Origin of the sequence: Curtobacterium sp. SL109, assembly GCF_026672405.1 — a bacterium.
Classification (GTDB): domain Bacteria; phylum Actinomycetota; class Actinomycetes; order Actinomycetales; family Microbacteriaceae; genus Curtobacterium.
This window is the reverse complement of record NZ_JAPPRB010000002.1, coordinates 3492579-3509277: the sequence shown is the minus strand read 5'-3', so window position 1 is coordinate 3509277 and position 16699 is coordinate 3492579. Positions and strand designations below refer to the sequence as shown.

The window sequence follows — 16699 nt, the reverse complement described above, 5'->3', positions numbered from 1 at the left end:
GCGGTCTGGACACGGGGCGGACGGGAGGCTCGTGCCGGGGCCGCCCTGAGCCTCCAGTCCGCCCCTGGCTAGGATGGGACCGTGATCGACCCACAGCTGCTGCGCGACGAACCCGATGTCATCAAGGCCTCACAGGCTGCGCGCGGCGCCTCCGTCGACGTCGTCGACGAGGCCGTCGCCGCCGACGCCGCCAGGCGGAGCGCGATCACGTCGTACGAGGCACTGCGCGCCGAGCAGAACGCGTTCGGCAAGACCGTCGCGAAGGCCCCGAAGGACGAGAAGGCCGCCCTCGTGCAGCAGGCCCAGGCGCTCGCCGCCGGGGTGAAGGAGGCCCAGGCCACCGCGACCGCCGCCGAGGAGACCTTCAACCGCGTCGTCCGCGCGATCCCCAACGTCGTCCTGCCCGGTGTCCCCGCCGGCGGCGAGGACGACTTCGTCACGCTGCGCACCGTCGGCACCAAGCCGGAGTTCGCCTTCGAGCCGAAGGACCACGCCGACCTCGGTGAAGCCCTCGACATCATCGACATCGCCCGGGGCGTCAAGGTCTCCGGCTCGCGCTTCTACTTCCTCAAGGGCCTCGGCGCCCGGCTCGAGATCGCGCTGATGTCGCTCGGGCTCGACCGCGCCGTCCAGCACGGGTTCGTCCCGCTCATCACGCCCACGCTCGTGCGCCCCGAGACGATGGCCGGTACCGGCTTCCTCGGCGAGCACGCGGCCGAGGTCTACCGGCTCGAAGCCGACGACCTCTACCTGACCGGCACGAGCGAGGTGGCCCTGGCCGGCTACCACGCCGACGAGATCCTGGCGTTCCCGGACGGCGACGACCAGGCGCTCCGCTACGCCGGCTGGTCGACCTGCTACCGACGCGAAGCCGGGTCGGCGGGCCGCGACAACCGCGGGATCCTGCGCGTGCACCAGTTCAACAAGCTCGAGATGTTCTCCTACGTCCACCCGGACCAGGCCGACGCCGAACACGCCAAGCTCATGGCGTACCAGGAGTCGATGCTGCAGGACCTCGGGCTGCACTACCGCGTGATCGAGACCGCCGCCGGCGACCTCGGCACGAGTGCGGCGCGCAAGTACGACCTCGAGGCCTGGGTCCCCACGCAGGGCACCTTCCGCGAGCTCACCTCGACGTCGAACTGCACCACGTTCCAGGCCCGTCGCCTCGACATCCGCTACCGCACCGAGAGCGGCAAGACGGCCCCGGTCGCCACCCTGAACGGCACGCTCGCCACCACGCGGTGGCTCGTCGCGATCCTCGAGACCCACCAGCAGGCGGACGGCACGGTCGTCGTGCCCGAGGTCCTGCGCCCGTACCTCGGCGGCGTCGAGGTGATCGGACCCCGATGACCAGCACACCCGGATCGTCGTCGTCCCACGGGTCGGCTGCCGCCACGCGCGTCAAGCGCTGGCTCGTCGCGCTCGACATCGACGGCACCGTGATGCGCGAGGACGGCGTCGTCACCCAGGCCACCGTCGACGCCATCCAGGCTGCAGCGGCCGCGGGGCACGAGGTCATGCTCTCCACCGGTCGCAGCGAGGGCATGACCGTGCCCGTGCTCGAGAAGATCGGCATCCAGCCCGAGTACCTGGTCTGTGCCAACGGCGCCGTCACCCTCCGCCGGTCCAGTGCCCCCGGTGCGATCGACGGCTACGTGCGTGTCCACGTCGAGACCTTCGACCCGACCGACGTCCTGCAGACCATCCGCGGCGCCCTGGCGAACGGCGCGTACGGCGTGGAGTCGCCCGACGGTCGCTACCTGCTCTCCGGGCAGTTCCCCGACGACGCCATGACCAAGCACGGCGACCACGTGCCGTTCGAGCAGCTGCTCGGCGTGCAGGCCACCCGGGTCGTGGTGATCTCGCCGGAGCACGGTCTCGAGGAGTTCCTGAAGATCGTCGACCGGATGGGCCTGCACAAGGTCTCGTACAACGTCGGCTGGACCGCCTGGCTCGACATCGCTCCCGAGGGCGTGACGAAGGCCACCGCGATGGAACGTGTGCGCGAGTGGTTCGACATCCCGCGCTCCCGGGTGTTCGCCGCCGGTGACGGCCGCAACGACATCGACATGCTGCGGTGGGCGTCCACGTCCGGCCGCGGGGTCGCGATGGGGCAGGCCCCGTCCGACGTGGTCGACGCCGCGAGCGAGGTCACCGGGGGCGTCACGGACGACGGCCTGGCGGCTGCGCTCGACACGCTGCCGCGGTAGCGCTCGGTCCTGGCTGGTCCTGGCTGGTCCTGGCTGGTCCTGGCCGGTCCTGGCCGGTCTGCAAACGCTGCGCGGCCGGGAGGCCCGGTACACTTCCAGGGACCCGGTCACGTCTCGCCACGTGGCCGGGTCGTGGAGAGTTGTCCGAGTGGCCGATGGAGCCTGTCTTGAAAACAGGTGGGCAGTGATGTCTCGTGGGTTCGAATCCCACACTCTCCGCCAGGTGGCTGGCCGCCGCGCCGCACGGTTCGGTGGTCAGATGACGCCGTCGAGGCGCTCGCCCCGGTGGATCACGTCCTCGGCGAGTTCGCGGAGGCCGCGTCCGGCGCCGCGAGCGCTCGTCCGGAGCGCCTGGAACGCCTCGTCGATCCCGATGCCCTGACGATGGGCGAGCGCACCCTTGGCCTGCTCGAGCGTGATCCGGGCCTCCAGGGCGTCCTGGACCTGGGCGTCGAGGCTCTGCATGCGCCCCTGGTCGCGCTGTCGCACGAGCGCGGCGGACGCGGCGTCGGCGAGCAGCTGCATGAGCACGACGTCACGGTCGTCGTGGCCCTGGTCGTGCGTGGCGAAGACGCAGAGGGAGCCGATCGTGGTGCGACGGAGCCGGATGGGTTCGGCGAAGGTGCCCACCATGCCGCGCTCGCGCATCGTCTCGACGAACGCGGGCCAGTCGGCTGCGCGGGTCCTGACGTCCGGCACGTCGATCGTCTGCCCGGTGTGGAAGCAGTCCATGCAGGAGCCCTCGTTCGTGCCGAGCTGGGCCTCCTCGGCGTCCGTCGACCGTTCGCTGGTGGACGCGATGACGTGCAGGGTCCCGGACCGGTCGGCCAGCACGATGCCGGCCTCGGTCGCTGACGTGCACCGGACACAGGTGTCGATCACGCGGTCCATCGCGTCGAGCACGTCGAGGGACGGGTCGAGCACCGCCTCGAGCTCCGCGGACAGCCCGTCGAAGCGGTCGGGGTGCCGTGTCGTGTCGAGGTGTCGCTCGAAGCGGTTGATGCGTCGGGTGATCTCGGCGACGAACGCGGCGTCCTCGGGTTCGAGCTCGTCGTCCGGAGCGGGTTCGCTCATCACCGCGATCGCCGGACCGAGCAGCAGCCCGACGCTGGCCGCGGCTCCGTGGGCATCGGCGGTCGGGACGTCGACGAGGTCGGTGGTGCTGTGCTGTGCCAACACGACCGAGTAGGCGAGCACCGCGTCGGCGATGGAGTCACCGGTCATGACGCGGTCGTTGCCGTAGACGAGGTACTTCATGCCGACGATGCAACACGCCCCACCCCGAGCGCCCCTCCACAGTGGACACGAAACGAACTGACTAGCCAGAGAACGCGCGTTCCCGTTCGGGGGGTTCTGCCCGACACCCCGGGCCTGGTTTGCTCTTCATGTGGCCGGGTGACCGGCTGCCGCAGCCCACGACGACCTTGGTCGGCCGTGACAGCAGGAGCCGTTGGTACCGGCGTCTGCGAGTGTGTTGCCATGTCGATTCGGGTTCGACCATGTCGATTCGGGTTCGACACGGTGACGCGCTCGATGTTCGCCCGACGCTCCCGAGGGGCCGAGCGGTCATCTGCTGCTGAGGAGCCCCGCGTAGCGTCGAGGCCATGAGCGACATCATCATCTTCGGCGGCCACGGCAAGGTCGCACTCCTCGCGACGCGCATCCTCAGCGACCGGGGCCACCACGTCACGTCCGTCATCCGGAAGGCCGAGCAGGCCGACGAGGTCCGTGCCCACGGGGGCGACCCGGAGGTCGCCGACATCCAGGAGCAGACGATCTCCGGGTTCGAGGACCTGGTCCGCGGCCAGGACGCCGTCGTGTGGTCCGCCGGTGCCGGCGGGGGGTCCGTGGACCGGACCTGGGCGATCGACCGCGACGCCGCCGTGCTGTCGGTGCAGGCAGCCGCGCGCGCGGGTGTCGAGCGGTACGTCATGGTGTCGTGGTCCGGCTCGCAGCTCGACCACGGGGTGCCCCAGGACGACGACTTCTTCGCCTACGCCCAGTCCAAGATGACGGCCGACGCGGTCGTGCGCGACTCCGGGCTCGAGTGGACGATCGTCGCCCCGAGCACCCTGACCGATGACGAGCCCACCGGGCAGGTCGACTGGGCCGGCGAGGGCACGAACGTGTCCCGCGGCGACGTCGCCCACGTGGTCGCCGACGTGCTCGAGACCGGTGGCACCGCCGGCAGCACCTACCGGTTCAACGCCGGGAGCACCCCGATCGCCGAGTTCCTCCGCGCCGACCAGGCCTGAGCCGCGCCGGCACGGGACTCCGGGGGTGCCCGCTGTCCCGTGCCGGTAGCGTTGCCGCGTGCATGACGTGGGTGGAGCAGGGCGACGCGACGTGATCGTCGAGGCGGCGGCCGTCGAGTTCGACCGCGACGGCTACGCGACGGCGAGCATCGCCGGCATCGCGCGGGCCGCCGGCGTCAGCCAAGGATCCCTGCACCGGTCGTTCCCGACCAAGCACGCCGTGGCGCTCGCGGTCATCGACGAGCAGAACGCACGGACCTTCGCCGCGATGAGTGCCGGTGACCCGTCGCCGATCGGCACGCTGGTCCGGGCGTCGCGAGGGATCGCCGACCTGCTGATGCGCGACGTCGTCGTCCGTGCCGGGATCCGGATCTCGTTGGAGCACGGTGTCCTCGCCCAGCAGACGGCGAGCTTCTACGAGCAGTGGATAGCGGGCGTGGTCGACGTCTTCCGGCTCGCCATCGCCAGCGGCGAGGTCAGCACCGACTTGACGCCCGAGGCGCTCGGCGGGACCGTCGTGCCGTACTTCACCGGCGTACAGCTGGTGTCGAACGTGCGCTCCGGGCGCGCGGACCTGCTGCCCGTGGTGGCGACCATGTGGCGGGTCCTGGTCCACGCGGTCGTCGATCGGGCACACCGGGAGCGGCTGCTGCGGGTCGTCGACGACGTGTTCGCGTGAGCGGGGCGTCGGGGGCTGGGCGTGGTGCCGCTCGTCGTGCCGGGGCAGCGAGGGGCCCGCGCCGGGGCCGTCTGCGCGCGCCGCTCGGGTGCCTTGTCGGGGTCGCGGCGGTGGTCCTGGTGCTGGGCATCGGGTTGACCGCGTTCGTCCTCGTGACCCGCGCGACGTCGGACGCGGCACCCGGGACGCCGTTGACGGGGCGGATCAGCCGTGCGGTCGACGTCGACGTGACCATGACGTTCCGCTCGCTCGACCGCGCGACCGAGGCGCAGGCGGACGCGTGGGGGCACGCCGGCATCGTGGACGCGAACACCCCGGCGGAGGGCGAACCCTACGTCGCCGTCGTCGACGTCGCCATTTCGCCGGACGCGACGATCACCGAGGACGACTGGGACCTGTTCGCCTGGACCGGGCGGCACGGGGAGGACGGCCGGGCGCAGGACGTCGCGCCGACCCGGGACGCCACTGCCCCCGACGCTTGTGTCATCGACCGGGCGACGCTCACCGAGGCGCTGAACGAGCGGGGGAGCGCCCGGTACTGCGCCCTCATCCGGTCGGAGGTCGAGCCGGAGGCCGTCGCCTACGGGTGGTTGTACCGGGAGAGCGGCGTCGGGCGGCGCGGCACGATGGCGGCACGACGACCTCCACGCCGCGGTGGGACGTCGGTGACGTCGGCGTGTGGAGCGGGTCGGCGCGCTGACCGGTCCACATGTTGCATACCAACTCCTGACACTGATGTCCCGGTTCGCGTAGGGTCGTCGGCGGAAGGGAGCACCATGAGCACCGCACCGGCAGTCGCGTCCCTGGTCCTCGATGCGCTGGGGGGATCCGCGGACACCTACAAGTTGCAGAAGCTCGTCTACTACTGCCAGGCCTGGCACGTCACGCAGACCAAACGTCCGATGTTCGACGGCGTGATCCAGGCATGGAGGCACGGGCCGGTCGCTGTGGACCTGTGGCCGTTCCACAAGGGTCACTACTGTGTCACGTCCGCGATGGTCGGTCCTGGTGGCGGCACTGAGCTGGATGACTACGCTCTCGCGGTCCTCCGGAGCGTGGTGCAGTACTACGGACAGTTCGAGTCCCACGCGCTCGTGGATCTCACCCACGCCGAGGAACCGTGGCGTTCGGTCTACGTCCCGGGCAGGAACAACCCGATCACCACGGACGCGATGCGCTCGTACTACTCGAAGCTCCTTGCGGGGGACGGGCCGGTTCCAGACCTTCCGCGGTCGAGCATCCGGTACGTGACGGGCGATCAGTTCGACACCCTCGCGTCGGCCGCTGACGACGACTCCGTGAATGCCCGGTTCGCGGCGGCGGTGCTGCGTGGGCAGGACCGGGCGTGACGCCCTGGGTGACGATCGAACGGCTCAGCCACACGCATCACCGCCAGCTGTTCGACTGTGGTGACGAGTGGATGAACTGCTGGGTCCGTGAACGGGCGCTCAAGGACGACCGAGCAGGTCGGACCGCCGTGCACGTCGCGCTGAACTCCGTCGGCGCCGTGGTCGCGGTCTACGCGCTGAACCACGGCTCGATCGAGGTGGCAGGGGGCGCCAGGAGCTCCGAGCCGTTCAGCTCCAACGGCTGGCCGTGCACCGGGCACACCAAGGCCGAGGACACGGGACACGGCTCCTGCTCGACGCGAGCCGTGCGGCTCTGGTCGTCGCAAGCGTCCTTCCAGCCAAGCACTTCGTGGTCGAGGCCTCGGACGAGTACCGCGCGTCCTGGTACGAAGCCCACGGTTTCGTCCGTTGCCTCGGATCGTCGTTGTGGCTCAGCATGTCGATCAGCTCACTCCGTTCGACGATCGCCGCCCTCGACACAGGAACGGCAACGGTCGACGCCTTCGAACGGAGCCGCGCGTTCGCCCACTCCGATGTCGGGACTCGCTAGCGGTCTGCCGGGAGCTCGGGTCAGACGTCGTGGAGCTCGCGGTCCCGGAACCACTTGAGCAGCCACGCGGCGCTCGTGCGGTCGAAGGAGCGCGGGAAGTCCATCGACCCGGACAGGAACGGGCTGAAGCCCTCGACCTCGTGCAGGTCCGTGTCGTCGAGTCCGCGGAACGCCATCGACCAGCCGTCGAACCGGCGCTGTTCGATGTCCTCGCGGATGAGCGAGGTGATCTCCAGGTGCCGGGCGTCGCGCGAGATCGCGGCGAAACGGTCGTCGACGCTCCAGGCCGGTCCCTCGAGCAGCTGCATGAACCGGCCGCCCTTGGCCACGAGCAGCCCGGAGATGCCCATGGCCTCGTTCCGGAGCCGCGACCCCGTGAGGAGTTCCGCGAGGTCGTCGTCACCGAAGTCGTCGGCAGCGCGACTCATGTAGACGATGGAGACCAGCACGCCTCCATCTTGCCGTGTCCGGGGGCTCGAGACACCCCTGGACGGCGGGAAACGAACGAAGTCGCTCAGACGTCCGCGCGACGGACGAACACCCAGCGGCTCATCGCCCAGTACCGGAAGACCATCGCGATCGCGGTGCCGATGACCGGTCCGCTGACGAAGTCCGCGATCTCCTGGGTCGCCCGGGTCACGTTGGGGACCTCGAGGCCGAAGGCGTACCGCGACAGGTACAGCGGCGCTGAGTTCAGGCCGATGCCGATGGCGCTGACGATCACGAAGTAGAGCATCTCGAGCCCGGTGTGCCGGCTCCCGCGGTCGCCGAACGACCACTTCTTGTTGAGCCAGTACGACACGACGGTCGCGACGACGGTGCCGATCACGAGCGCGGTGACGGGGTGCTGGGGGATGACGAAGAGCTTCAGGCCGTAGTTGATCACCATCGTGATCAGGAAGCCGATGCCACCCACGACCAGGAACCGTCCCGCTGAGGGGTACCGGCGGAACAACCGGAGCAGTGCATCCATCAGGATCAGTATGACCATGCCAGGCCCCGTCGAGCGAATCCGCCCCGCCCCCGCGTGAATAGGATCGTGCGCATGGCCACCGTCCTCCTCGTCCGGCACGGACGCACCACCGCCAACGCGACCGGGCTCCTGGCCGGTCGGACCGCCGGCGTCGCGCTCGACTCGGTCGGCAAGCGACAGGCGGCCACGACGGCGGAACGCATCGGCGCCGTGCCGCTGGCGGCGGTGGTGTCGAGCCCCCTCGAGCGGTGCCGGCAGACGGCCAGGGCGATCACGGCGTTCCAGCCGGGCGAGCCGCAGCAGCTCGTCGAGCGCGGCATCATCGAGGCGGACTACGGCGACTGGCAGAACCGGAAGATCAGCGACCTGGCGAAGGAACCGTTGTGGCGCGTGGTGCAGGCCAACCCGAGCGCGGTGGTGTTCCCCGGCGGTGAGTCGATGCAGACCATGCAGTCGCGGGCGGTGGCCGCGATCCGGCGGCTCGACGCGCAGGTCGAGGCCGAGCACGGCCCGAACGCGGTCTGGGTCGCGGTGAGCCACGGCGACATCATCAAGTCCGTGCTCGCCGACGCCCTCGGCATGCACCTCGACCTGTTCCAGCGGATCACGGTCGGGCCCGCGTCGGTGTCCGTCGTCCGCTACGGCGAGCACCGACCCGAGGTCGTCGCGACGAACACGGAGTCGGGTGACCTGTCCTGGCTGGCGAAGGCCCCTGCCCCGACCGGCGACGCCGCGATCGGCGGCGGAGCAGGGAACCCGGCGCCGGACGAGGGCGCCGCGAGCGCCTGACGGACCCCGACGGAGCCCTGCGTTCGGAGACGGGTTCCGCCAGACCCTGAACGGGCGCAGGCTGGCGCTCCTACAATGCCGGTATGCCCACCATCGTCCACGGATTCGACTGGCCGGATCGTCTCGTCGTCGGCACCATCGGGCGCCCCGGTGAGCGGAGCTTCTACCTGCAGGCCCGCGACGGCCGCCGGGTGGTGAGCGTCGCCCTCGAGAAGGAACAGTCGGCGGTCCTGGCCGAGAAGCTCGACGAGCTCCTCGACGAGGTCGCCACGGTGGAGGAGAACCGCTTCAGCGTCCCGCCCACCGTCCCGCGCGAGCTCCACGACGTGGACCCGCTCGACCAGCCCGTCGAGCCCGAGTTCCGCGCCGGTGCCCTGAGCCTGGGGTTCGACCCGGCGACGGCACAGGTCGTCATCGAGGCCTACCCGATCGAGGACGAGCTCGAGATCGTCAGCGAGGAACCCGGCGAGGACGGCGAGCTCGAGGCCGTCGTCGAGATGCCGGAGCCCGCCGAACTGCTCCAGGTGAAGATCCCGGTCGGCACCGCCCGGGCCTTCGTCGAACGGACGCGCGAAGTGGTGGCCGCGGGACGGCTGCCCGGCGAGGCATGAGCGAGGCGCCGGACCCCTCCGGCATGACGCTCACGGCCCGCATCCGTGAGGCCTCCAACGCCACGTTCCTCGCAGAGCTCGACGGCCACGAGGTCGTCTACAAGCCGATCGCCGGTGAGAAGCCGCTCTGGGACTTCCCGGACGGCACCCTGGCCGGCCGTGAGTACTCGGCGTTCCTGGTGTCGGAGGCCTTCGGCTGGCGGGTCGTCCCGCCGACCTGGCTCGGGACCGGACCCCTCGGGCTCGGCATGGTCCAGCGCTGGCAGGACGTCGACCCGGAGCAGGACGCCGTCGACGTGGTCCCGACCGACGAGGCCGAGGCATCCGGCATGAAGACCGTGCTCGAGGCCATCGACGAACACGACCGCCCCGTGACCCTGGTGCACGAGGACACCGCGGCACTCCGGCGGATGGCCGTCTTCGACGTCGTCGTCAACAACGCGGACCGCAAGGGCGGACACGTCCTCGCGATGCCCGACGGGCACCGCCACGGTGTCGACCACGGGCTCACCTTCCACGTCGAGCACAAGCTCCGCACGGTGCTCTGGGGCTGGGTCGACGAGCCCCTCGACGCGGACGAGCTCGCCGGGCTGGAGCGCGTCACCACGGCACTGCACGGCGACCTCGGTGAGCAGCTCACCGAGCACCTGACCGTCGACGAGATCGACAACCTCGAGGCCCGGTGCGCGGCGCTGGCCGCCGTCGGCCGCTTCCCCCCGCCGGCCGGCTACGGCCCGGCGGTTCCCTGGCCACTGTTCTGACGCGCTGCGGGCCGGGCCGAGTCTCGCCCCGGCGGACATCCTGCGGGCCGCACCGCGCGCCATCCGTCCGCAGGACCGAGTCTCGGCGCGCGGACCAGCCGAATGACGGACGGGAGGCTCGGTGCCAGCTGGCACCGAGCCTCCCGTCCGCGGCACGCGCCCGTCAGCCGAAGCGGCTGAACGCGCCGCCACCGCCCCAGTCGTCGTCGCGGAAGAGCGCACCACCGTGCCGTGACCCGAGGTACGACCCGACCACGGCCACGCCGAGGTCGTCGTTCTCCGGGGCCGTGACGGTGCCGTCGACACGCCGTGCCATGCCGTCGATGAACCGGGCCAGCCCCGGGTCGTCGCCGAGGCGGAAGAACGTCGTCTGAGCGCCCAGCCGGTGCGCGTTCTCGAGCTCGCGGACGCTCAGCGCGATCGTCATCGGGTCGGGCGGGTAGCTGAAGTACACCTGCCCGTTCGGCTCGAGGTGCGAGGTCGGCTCCCCGTCGGTGACGATGAGCAACACCGGCTGCGCGGTCGGGTGCTTCAGGAAGTGCCGGTTCGCCAGCAGCAGGGCGTGGTGCAGGTTCGTGCCCTTGTCCCACTCGGCGTCGAGCCCGACGAGCTGCTCGACGTCCATCACCTCGGCCTCGCGACCGAAGGCGATGAGCTGCAGGTCGTCGCCGCGGAACCGGGTGGAGATGAGCGTGTGCAGCGCCAGGGCCGTGCGCTTCATCGGGACCCAGCGGTCCTCCATCGCCATCGAGAACGAGGTGTCGACGAGCAGGGCGACGACGGCCTGCGTGCGGGCCTCGGTCTCCTGGACCTCGACGTCGTCGATCGTCAGGCGGACGGCAGCTCCGTCGCGCCCCGACGCCGCAGTGCGGGTCACGGCGTTCGTGATGGTGCGGGGGATGTCCCAGGGCTCGGTGTCGCCGAACGCCCACTGGCGGGTCGCGCCGGACGGTTCGCCAGCGGCCCCGGACCGGCGGAGGTCCCGCGCGCCCTGGCGTCCCGACATCTTCTGGGCGACGTCCTTCAGCAGGCTCTTGCCGAGCTGCCGCATGGCCTTCGGGGTCAGCTTGTACTGGCCGTCGGCACCGCGGCGCATCGTGCCGGAGTTCCGCAGGGCCTTCTCGAGCTGCTGCAGGGTGCGGGCGTCGACCGCGGCCTCGGACCCGAGCTGACGGGCCAGCGACTCGAGGTCCAGGTCGTCGAGGTCCGAGCCGGGACCCGACTGCGCCAGCTGCTCGGCGAGGGCGTCGAGGTCGGCGATGTCCTGGAACGCACCGGTGCCGTCACCGAGCCCGAGTCCCTGCTCGCCGTCCATCCGCTCGGAGCCGCCCCAGTCCTCGCCGGGGCGGAGCGCACGGAGGTTGCCGTCGAGCTGCGACAGCGCACCCATCAGGTCGGGGCTGCCGAAGGCCTGTTGGGCGAGGGCGTCGAGTTCGTCGCGCTGCTCCTGGGTCATCGAGTTGCGCATCCGCTGGGCGGCGGCGGCCCGGGCAGCGAGGTCGTCGAGGAGCTCGTCGACGTTCTTCGGGTCCGACGGGAAGTACTCCCCGTGCTTCGCCATGAACTCGTCGAACTGCTCCTGCGAGTCGGTGCCGGCGCGGTGGTCCTCGAGCAGCTGGTTGAGGTCCTGCATCATCGCCTGGACGTCGGCGCGGTCGTCGTCGTCGGCGTTCTCGAGCGCCTGCTTCATGCCGGCGAAGCGCTGGTCGAGCATCTCCCGCCCGAGCAGGTCCTTGATCTCCTCGTACTTCTGACGGGCCGTGGGGCTCGTCCAGTCATAGCCGGCGAGCTCGGTCACCGCGGCGGCGGGCGAGGGCGGCAGGCTGTCGAGCTGCATCTCGGCCAGCGCCCGGTCGCCGTCCTCGAGGTCGACGTTGCGCGCCAGCTCACCACGTTCCGCGAGCAGCGCCTCGTCGAGCAGCTGCTTGACCTGCTGCAGCGTGCCGTCGAGGTTGTTCCTGCTCGTCAGCTCGCGACGCTTCTCGGCCACGCGGCGCGCGAGGTCGTCGAGGCCCCGCTGGTCACGGCCGCCGCGACGCAGGAACTCCCGCATCGCGCGCTCGGGGGAGTACCCGGCCATGACGTCCTGACCGATGGCGTCGAGCGCCTCGGACAGGTCGGCGGGCGGGGCGAGGGGGTCTGGACCGCCCTCGTACCGTCCGTACCGGGTGTCCCGTGACAGCCGGCGGTTCTGCCGACTAGCCATAGACGGCTTCGCCCCCGCCGGACTCCTTGCTGATCTTCCGCGCGAGGAACAGGCCCTCGAGCGCGAGCTCGATCGCGCCGGCTCGCTCGCCGTCGTTCGTGGCACCGAGTCGCTCGCAGATCCGGTCGTAGAGGTCGGACTCACCGAGGGACGGCAGCCCCTCGAGGAACGCGCGAGCCGAGACCTGCTCGCCGGTGGTCACCATCGTGCCGCCGTCGAGGGCCTCGATGAGCTGCGCGAGGTCGAGCCCGCGCAGCCGCGACCGGACGGTCTCGGCAGTGGCGGTGCGGAGCAGGTGCTCGAGGACCTCGTCCGCGCGGTCCTCTTCCCCGGACTCGAATTCGATCTTGCCGCCGAGGACGTCGACGGCGGTCTCGAGGTCGATCGGCCGGGCGACCGGTTCGGACTCGCCCTGACGGGCAGCCCGGTGCACGGCGGCGGCGGAGACGGTCTCGGCACCGGCGATGGAGAACCGGGCGCTGACACCGCTGCGCTGGTCGACGGCGCTCGATGCCCGCAGCGCCCGGGTGAAGCGGGCGAGGATCTCGATCAGGGCGTCCGGCACGTCGGCCGTGAGCTCGGCCTCTTGCCGGATGACGGCGATCTCGTCCTCGAGCTCGATCGGGTAGTGCGTGCGGATCTCGGCGCCGAAGCGGTCCTTCAGCGGCGTGATGATCCGGCCGCGGTTGGTGTAGTCCTCGGGGTTCGCACTCGCTACGACGAGGACGTCGAGCGGCAGCCGCAGCACGTAGCCGCGGATCTGCACGTCGCGCTCCTCCATCACGTTGAGCATCGCGACCTGGATGCGCTCGGCGAGGTCGGGCAGCTCGTTGATCGCGACGATGCCGCGGTGCGCCCGGGGGATCAGCCCGAAGTGGATGGTCTCGGGGTCGCCGAGGCTGCGGCCCTCGGCCACCTTCATCGGGTCGACGTCGCCGATCAGGTCGGCCACGGAGGTGTCCGGGGTCGCGAGCTTCTCGACGTAGCGGCCGTCGCGGTGCCACCAGTCGATGGGGAGGGCGTCGCCGAGTTCCTCGGCACGGCGGATGCTGGCCGTGGTGATCGGTTCGAAGGGGTGCTCGCCGAGCTCGGACCCGGCGATCACCGGGGTCCACTCGTCGAGCAGGCCCTGCAGGGTGCGGAGCAGTCGGGTCTTGCCCTGGCCGCGTTCGCCGAGCAGGACGACGTCGTGCCCGGCGATCAGGGCACGTTCGAGCTGGGGGACGACGGTGGTCGCGAAGCCGTGCAGGCCGGGCCACGGATCGGTGCCCTCTCGGAGGGCGGTGAGCAGGTTGTCGCGGATCTCGGCGCGGACCGTCTTCTGGACGTGACCAGAGGTGCGGAGCTCGCCGACCGTTCTCATGGTGGGTCGGGTCACGTCGTCGACGTTACGCCGCCCCACTGACGGACGGGAGGATCGTGGCGGCGCCGCCACGATCCTCCCGTCCGTCGTCGGTGACCGTCTCGGGTCGTCAGCCGAAGAGCCGCTTGCTCGCGATCTCGGCGCCCTCGGTCAGCGAGCGGAGCTTCGCCCACGCGACGTCCGTCGCGACGAACTCGTAGCTGGCGAACGTGGCGAGCCCGCAGTCGGTCCCGGCGACGATGCGGGTCGGGTCCCCGACGGCCTCGGCTGCCTCGACGATGCGGTTCGCGACGAGCTGCGGGTGCTCCAGGTAGTTCGTCGTCACGTCGATGACCCCTGGCACCAGGACGGCACCGTCGGGCAGCGGCAGGTCGCGGAAGGCGGGGAACTCGTGCGCGTGGCGCGGGTTGCCGAACGGGATGCTGAAGGACCCGACCTCGGCGCGGTACAGGTGCGGGAGCAGCACGTCGACGGGCACGTCGTCCTGGTGCGGGCCCTGCCAGTTGCCGTAGCAGACGTGCAGGCGGGTCCGCTCCTTCGGGATGTTGCGGAGCGCGTGGTTGAGCGCGTCGACGTGCAGGTCGACCGCCTGGAGGAACTCCTCGGTGCTCGCGTCGCCGAAGTGGATGACCCGCTCCATCGCGAGGTCAGGAGCGTCCAGTTGGAGGATGTGCCCGCGGGCGACGATCTCCTCGTACTCCACGCGGAGCTGCTCGGCCAGGGCGAAGACGTACTCGCCGTGGTCGGCGTAGTGCGGGTTCGCCTCGTCCAGGAGCATCGTCGTCGCGACGATGCCGGGCGTCGCCGCGGAGATGAAGGTGCCGGCGGGGGTCCGACCGGCCGCCGCGTTCCTGGCGAGCTCCCGCTCGAAGCCGTCGAGGTCCTCGCGGATGCCGGCGCGTTCCTCGTCGTACTGCAGCAGGCCCTGCGCGAGGGGCGTGTCCCAGACCCGGGCGACCTCGGCGCCCTCGTCGATCTGCTTCGCCTGGAACGCGGCGTAGCCCGGGAACCTGACCGAGTCGAGCGTCGGCTTGCGGTGGCCGGTCCCGCCGAACCCGGTCAGGCGCTCGCGGATGTAGGTCGAGAAGCCCACGCGTGGGACCTCGCCGTCGTTCACCACGTCGAGCCCGGCGTCGAGCTGCGCGTCGACGGTGCGGGCGAGGACGGCTGCCGTCTCCTCGCGGAGCGCGGCCTCGTCGTAGGGCGCGCCCTGGTCGCGGGCCACCAGCAGGGCGCTGAGTTCCGGCGTCCGGGGGAGCGATCCGGTGTGGGTGGTCAGGATGCGGTCGGTCGAGTTCTGGAGCGGCACGCTGCAACGCTACTTGTGGGTGGACCGGTGCGGCCGCTGGTGTCCGCCGCGTGCGCCGTGCCGTGCCGTTCCGGACCCGAACCACATCGGCGATCCGGGCGTAGGTTCTCCATCTGTGCCGGGCCGTGGGGGCCCGGCGGGTGAGGAGCAACCGCGATGACGAGCGCGAGCGGACTGCAGGACGGCCAGGTCAGGAGCCTGGTCCCGGCACGGATGGACCGACTGCCGTGGACACGGTTCCACTGGAGCGTCGTGGTGGGACTCGGCATCTCCTGGATCCTCGACGGACTGGAGATCCAGATCGTCTCGAACGCCGGGTTCCAGGCGGACCTGAACCTCTCCACGCAGCAGGTGACGTCGCTCGGCACCGTGTACCTGATCGGACAGGTCGTCGGCGCGGTCGTCTTCGGGCGGTTGTCGGACCGGCTCGGTCGTCGCAAGCTCTTCATCCTGACGCTCGCCATCTACCTGATCGGCTCGGGCATCGCCGGCTTCGCGCAGGACTGGTGGTTCCTCGCCGTCTTCCGCTTCGTCGCGGGCCTCGGCATCGGTGGCGAGTACGCGGCGATCAACTCGGCGATCGACGAGCTGATCCCCGCGAAGTACCGCGGGCACGTCGACATCGCGATCAACGGCACCTACTGGGGCGGCGCCGCACTGGGCGCGTTCGCGAACATCTACCTGCTCGACACCGCGCACTTCGCGGAGAACATCGGGTGGCGGATCGGGTTCTTCCTCGGCCCGGTGCTCGGCATCGCGATCATCTTCCTGCGCCGGCACATCCCCGAGAGTCCACGGTGGCTGATGACCCATGGTCGCGAGGAGGAGGCCGACGCGACGGTCTCCCGGATCGAGGCCGAGGTCGAGCGGGAGTCCGGCAAGCCGCTGGAGAAGGTGGACGACTCCAAGGCCATGACCGTCACGCCGATGGACAAGGTCAGCTTCACGACGATCGTCAAGGTGCTGTTCCAGCAGTACCCGACGCGCACGCTGGTCGGCGCCACGATGATGATCACGCAGGCGTTCCTCTACAACGCGATCTTCTTCACGTACGCACTGGTGCTGACGAACTTCTTCGGGCTGAAGACGTCGGAGACGGCCGTCTACTTCTTCCCCTTCGCGATCGGCAACCTGCTCGGACCGATCCTGCTCGGGCGGCTGTTCGACACGTGGGGTCGTCGGCAGATGATCTTCAGCACGTACCTGATCTCCGGTCTGGTGCTCGCCGTGTCGGCGTTCCTGTTCCAGGCCGACGCCATCACCGCCACCGTGCAGGTCGTCTTCTGGTGCATCTCGTTCTTCTTCGCCTCGGCGGGTGCGTCGAGCGCGTACCTGACCGTCAGTGAGATCTTCCCGCTCGAGCTCCGGTCGCAGGCGATCTCGTACTTCTTCGCGCTGGCCCAGGTCTTCGGCGCGATCGCACCGCTCATCTACGGCGCACTCATCGGTGACGGGTCGTCCCGCGAGCCGCTCTTCTGGGGCTACCTGCTCGGCGCGGGGATCATGATCATCGGCGGCGTCGTCGCGTTGATCTTCGGCGTGGACGCCGCCCGCAAGGGCCTCGAGGACGTCACGCAGCCGCTCTCGGTCATCGTGAAGAAGGAGGACGCGAAGCGCTGACCGGCGATATCCGGAATGTTT

The 16699-nt window shown here is 70.6% G+C and carries 15 protein-coding genes, 1 tRNA gene and 1 pseudogene; 11 read left to right on the top strand and 6 right to left on the bottom strand.

Annotated elements, in window-relative coordinates; all coding sequences use genetic code 11:
• Positions 1-81: 81 nt before the first annotated feature.
• The 3 genes from serS to OVA28_RS18010 all read left to right on the top strand — a co-directional run bounded on the left by serS (position 82) and on the right by OVA28_RS18010 (position 2435).
• Positions 82-1353 carry a serine--tRNA ligase gene (serS, locus tag OVA28_RS18020; protein WP_268097953.1) on the top strand — a complete coding sequence of 424 codons (1272 nt, stop codon included), beginning with the start codon at positions 82-84 and terminating at the stop codon, positions 1351-1353.
• The gene (locus OVA28_RS18015; RefSeq protein WP_268097952.1) at positions 1350-2213 is read left to right on the top strand and encodes an HAD family hydrolase; all 864 of its coding nucleotides are present in this window, start codon (positions 1350-1352) and stop codon (positions 2211-2213) included. Before serS ends, OVA28_RS18015 begins: the two co-directional genes overlap by 4 nt.
• 134 nt (positions 2214-2347) lie before the next feature.
• A tRNA-Ser gene (locus OVA28_RS18010) sits at positions 2348-2435 on the top strand.
• A 33-nt stretch (positions 2436-2468) separates the two neighbouring features.
• Here OVA28_RS18010 and OVA28_RS18005 read toward each other — a convergent pair.
• Positions 2469-3470 carry a GAF and ANTAR domain-containing protein gene (locus OVA28_RS18005; protein ID WP_268097951.1) on the bottom strand — a complete coding sequence of 334 codons (1002 nt, stop codon included), beginning with the start codon at positions 3468-3470 and terminating at the stop codon, positions 2469-2471.
• A gap of 347 nt (positions 3471-3817) precedes the next feature.
• Between OVA28_RS18005 and OVA28_RS18000 the strand changes: the two genes are divergently transcribed.
• The 4 genes and pseudogenes from OVA28_RS18000 to OVA28_RS19250 all read left to right on the top strand — a co-directional run.
• A complete protein-coding gene (locus tag OVA28_RS18000) occupies positions 3818-4468 on the top strand; it encodes an SDR family oxidoreductase (RefSeq protein WP_268097950.1) in 651 nt (216 codons plus the stop codon).
• Between the two features lie 58 nt (positions 4469-4526).
• Positions 4527-5147 (top strand): TetR/AcrR family transcriptional regulator, encoded by a 621-nt coding sequence (locus tag OVA28_RS17995; RefSeq protein WP_268097949.1) that lies wholly within the window; start codon positions 4527-4529, stop codon positions 5145-5147.
• 110 nt (positions 5148-5257) lie between these two features.
• Positions 5258-6496, top strand: coding sequence for a Panacea domain-containing protein (locus OVA28_RS17990; protein WP_268097948.1), 1239 nt, complete (start codon positions 5258-5260; stop codon positions 6494-6496).
• 235 nt (positions 6497-6731) lie between these two features.
• Positions 6732-7046 (top strand): annotated as a pseudogene (locus tag OVA28_RS19250) (GNAT family N-acetyltransferase); the annotation flags it as partial.
• 20 nt (positions 7047-7066) lie between these two features.
• Here the strand turns inward: OVA28_RS19250 and OVA28_RS17985 are convergent.
• Together OVA28_RS17985 and OVA28_RS17980 are read right to left on the bottom strand one after the other, a co-directional pair.
• Positions 7067-7495, bottom strand: coding sequence for a BLUF domain-containing protein (locus OVA28_RS17985; protein WP_194661667.1), 429 nt, complete (start codon positions 7493-7495; stop codon positions 7067-7069).
• Between the two features lie 65 nt (positions 7496-7560).
• Entirely contained in the window at positions 7561-8019 is a 459-nt protein-coding gene (locus OVA28_RS17980) for a GtrA family protein (protein ID WP_194661668.1), read from the bottom strand.
• Positions 8020-8091: 72 nt separating this feature from the next.
• Here OVA28_RS17980 and OVA28_RS17975 point away from each other — a divergent pair, with 72 nt between their 5' ends.
• The 3 genes from OVA28_RS17975 (at position 8092) to OVA28_RS17965 (ending at position 10180) form a co-directional block, all read left to right on the top strand.
• Complete coding sequence (locus OVA28_RS17975) at positions 8092-8808, top strand: histidine phosphatase family protein (protein WP_268097947.1); 717 nt, start codon at positions 8092-8094, stop codon at positions 8806-8808.
• A gap of 83 nt (positions 8809-8891) precedes the next feature.
• Positions 8892-9419 carry a DUF3090 domain-containing protein gene (locus OVA28_RS17970; protein WP_194661670.1) on the top strand — a complete coding sequence of 176 codons (528 nt, stop codon included), beginning with the start codon at positions 8892-8894 and terminating at the stop codon, positions 9417-9419.
• On the top strand, positions 9416-10180 hold the full coding sequence (locus OVA28_RS17965; RefSeq protein WP_268097946.1) for an SCO1664 family protein: 765 nt from the start codon (positions 9416-9418) through the stop codon (positions 10178-10180). Before OVA28_RS17970 ends, OVA28_RS17965 begins: the two co-directional genes overlap by 4 nt.
• A 163-nt stretch (positions 10181-10343) precedes the next feature.
• Here OVA28_RS17965 and OVA28_RS17960 read toward each other — a convergent pair whose 3' ends face one another.
• From OVA28_RS17960 to OVA28_RS17950, 3 genes are all read right to left on the bottom strand, one after another.
• Positions 10344-12386, bottom strand: coding sequence for a vWA domain-containing protein (locus tag OVA28_RS17960; RefSeq protein WP_268097945.1), 2043 nt, complete (start codon positions 12384-12386; stop codon positions 10344-10346).
• The gene (locus tag OVA28_RS17955; protein WP_194661845.1) at positions 12379-13749 is read right to left on the bottom strand and encodes an ATP-binding protein; all 1371 of its coding nucleotides are present in this window, start codon (positions 13747-13749) and stop codon (positions 12379-12381) included. Before OVA28_RS17955 ends, OVA28_RS17960 begins: the two co-directional genes overlap by 8 nt.
• A gap of 109 nt (positions 13750-13858) precedes the next feature.
• Positions 13859-15058, bottom strand: coding sequence for a cobalamin-independent methionine synthase II family protein (locus OVA28_RS17950; RefSeq protein WP_268097943.1), 1200 nt, complete (start codon positions 15056-15058; stop codon positions 13859-13861).
• A gap of 156 nt (positions 15059-15214) precedes the next feature.
• On the opposite strand from OVA28_RS17950, the gene OVA28_RS17945 reads away from it, so the two are divergent.
• Positions 15215-16678, top strand: a complete 1464-nt coding sequence (locus OVA28_RS17945) for an MFS transporter (RefSeq protein ID WP_194661674.1) — start codon at positions 15215-15217, stop codon at positions 16676-16678.
• Positions 16679-16699 lie beyond the last annotated feature (21 nt).

What these genes read in the sequence shown, in the direction of transcription:
- OVA28_RS18015 (WP_268097952.1), top strand. Translation starts at nt 1,350, where the DNA reads ATGACCAGCACACCCGGATCGTCGTCGTCCCACGGGTCGGCTGCCGCC.
- OVA28_RS18005 (WP_268097951.1), bottom strand. Translation starts at nt 3,470, where the DNA reads ATGAAGTACCTCGTCTACGGCAACGACCGCGTCATGACCGGTGACTCC.
- OVA28_RS18000 (WP_268097950.1), top strand. Translation starts at nt 3,818, where the DNA reads ATGAGCGACATCATCATCTTCGGCGGCCACGGCAAGGTCGCACTCCTC.
- OVA28_RS17980 (WP_194661668.1), bottom strand. Translation starts at nt 8,019, where the DNA reads ATGGATGCACTGCTCCGGTTGTTCCGCCGGTACCCCTCAGCGGGACGG.
- OVA28_RS17975 (WP_268097947.1), top strand. Translation starts at nt 8,092, where the DNA reads ATGGCCACCGTCCTCCTCGTCCGGCACGGACGCACCACCGCCAACGCG.
- OVA28_RS17970 (WP_194661670.1), top strand. Translation starts at nt 8,892, where the DNA reads ATGCCCACCATCGTCCACGGATTCGACTGGCCGGATCGTCTCGTCGTC.
- OVA28_RS17965 (WP_268097946.1), top strand. Translation starts at nt 9,416, where the DNA reads ATGAGCGAGGCGCCGGACCCCTCCGGCATGACGCTCACGGCCCGCATC.
- OVA28_RS17960 (WP_268097945.1), bottom strand. Translation starts at nt 12,386, where the DNA reads ATGGCTAGTCGGCAGAACCGCCGGCTGTCACGGGACACCCGGTACGGA.
- OVA28_RS17955 (WP_194661845.1), bottom strand. Translation starts at nt 13,749, where the DNA reads ATGAGAACGGTCGGCGAGCTCCGCACCTCTGGTCACGTCCAGAAGACG.
- OVA28_RS17945 (WP_194661674.1), top strand. Translation starts at nt 15,215, where the DNA reads ATGACGAGCGCGAGCGGACTGCAGGACGGCCAGGTCAGGAGCCTGGTC.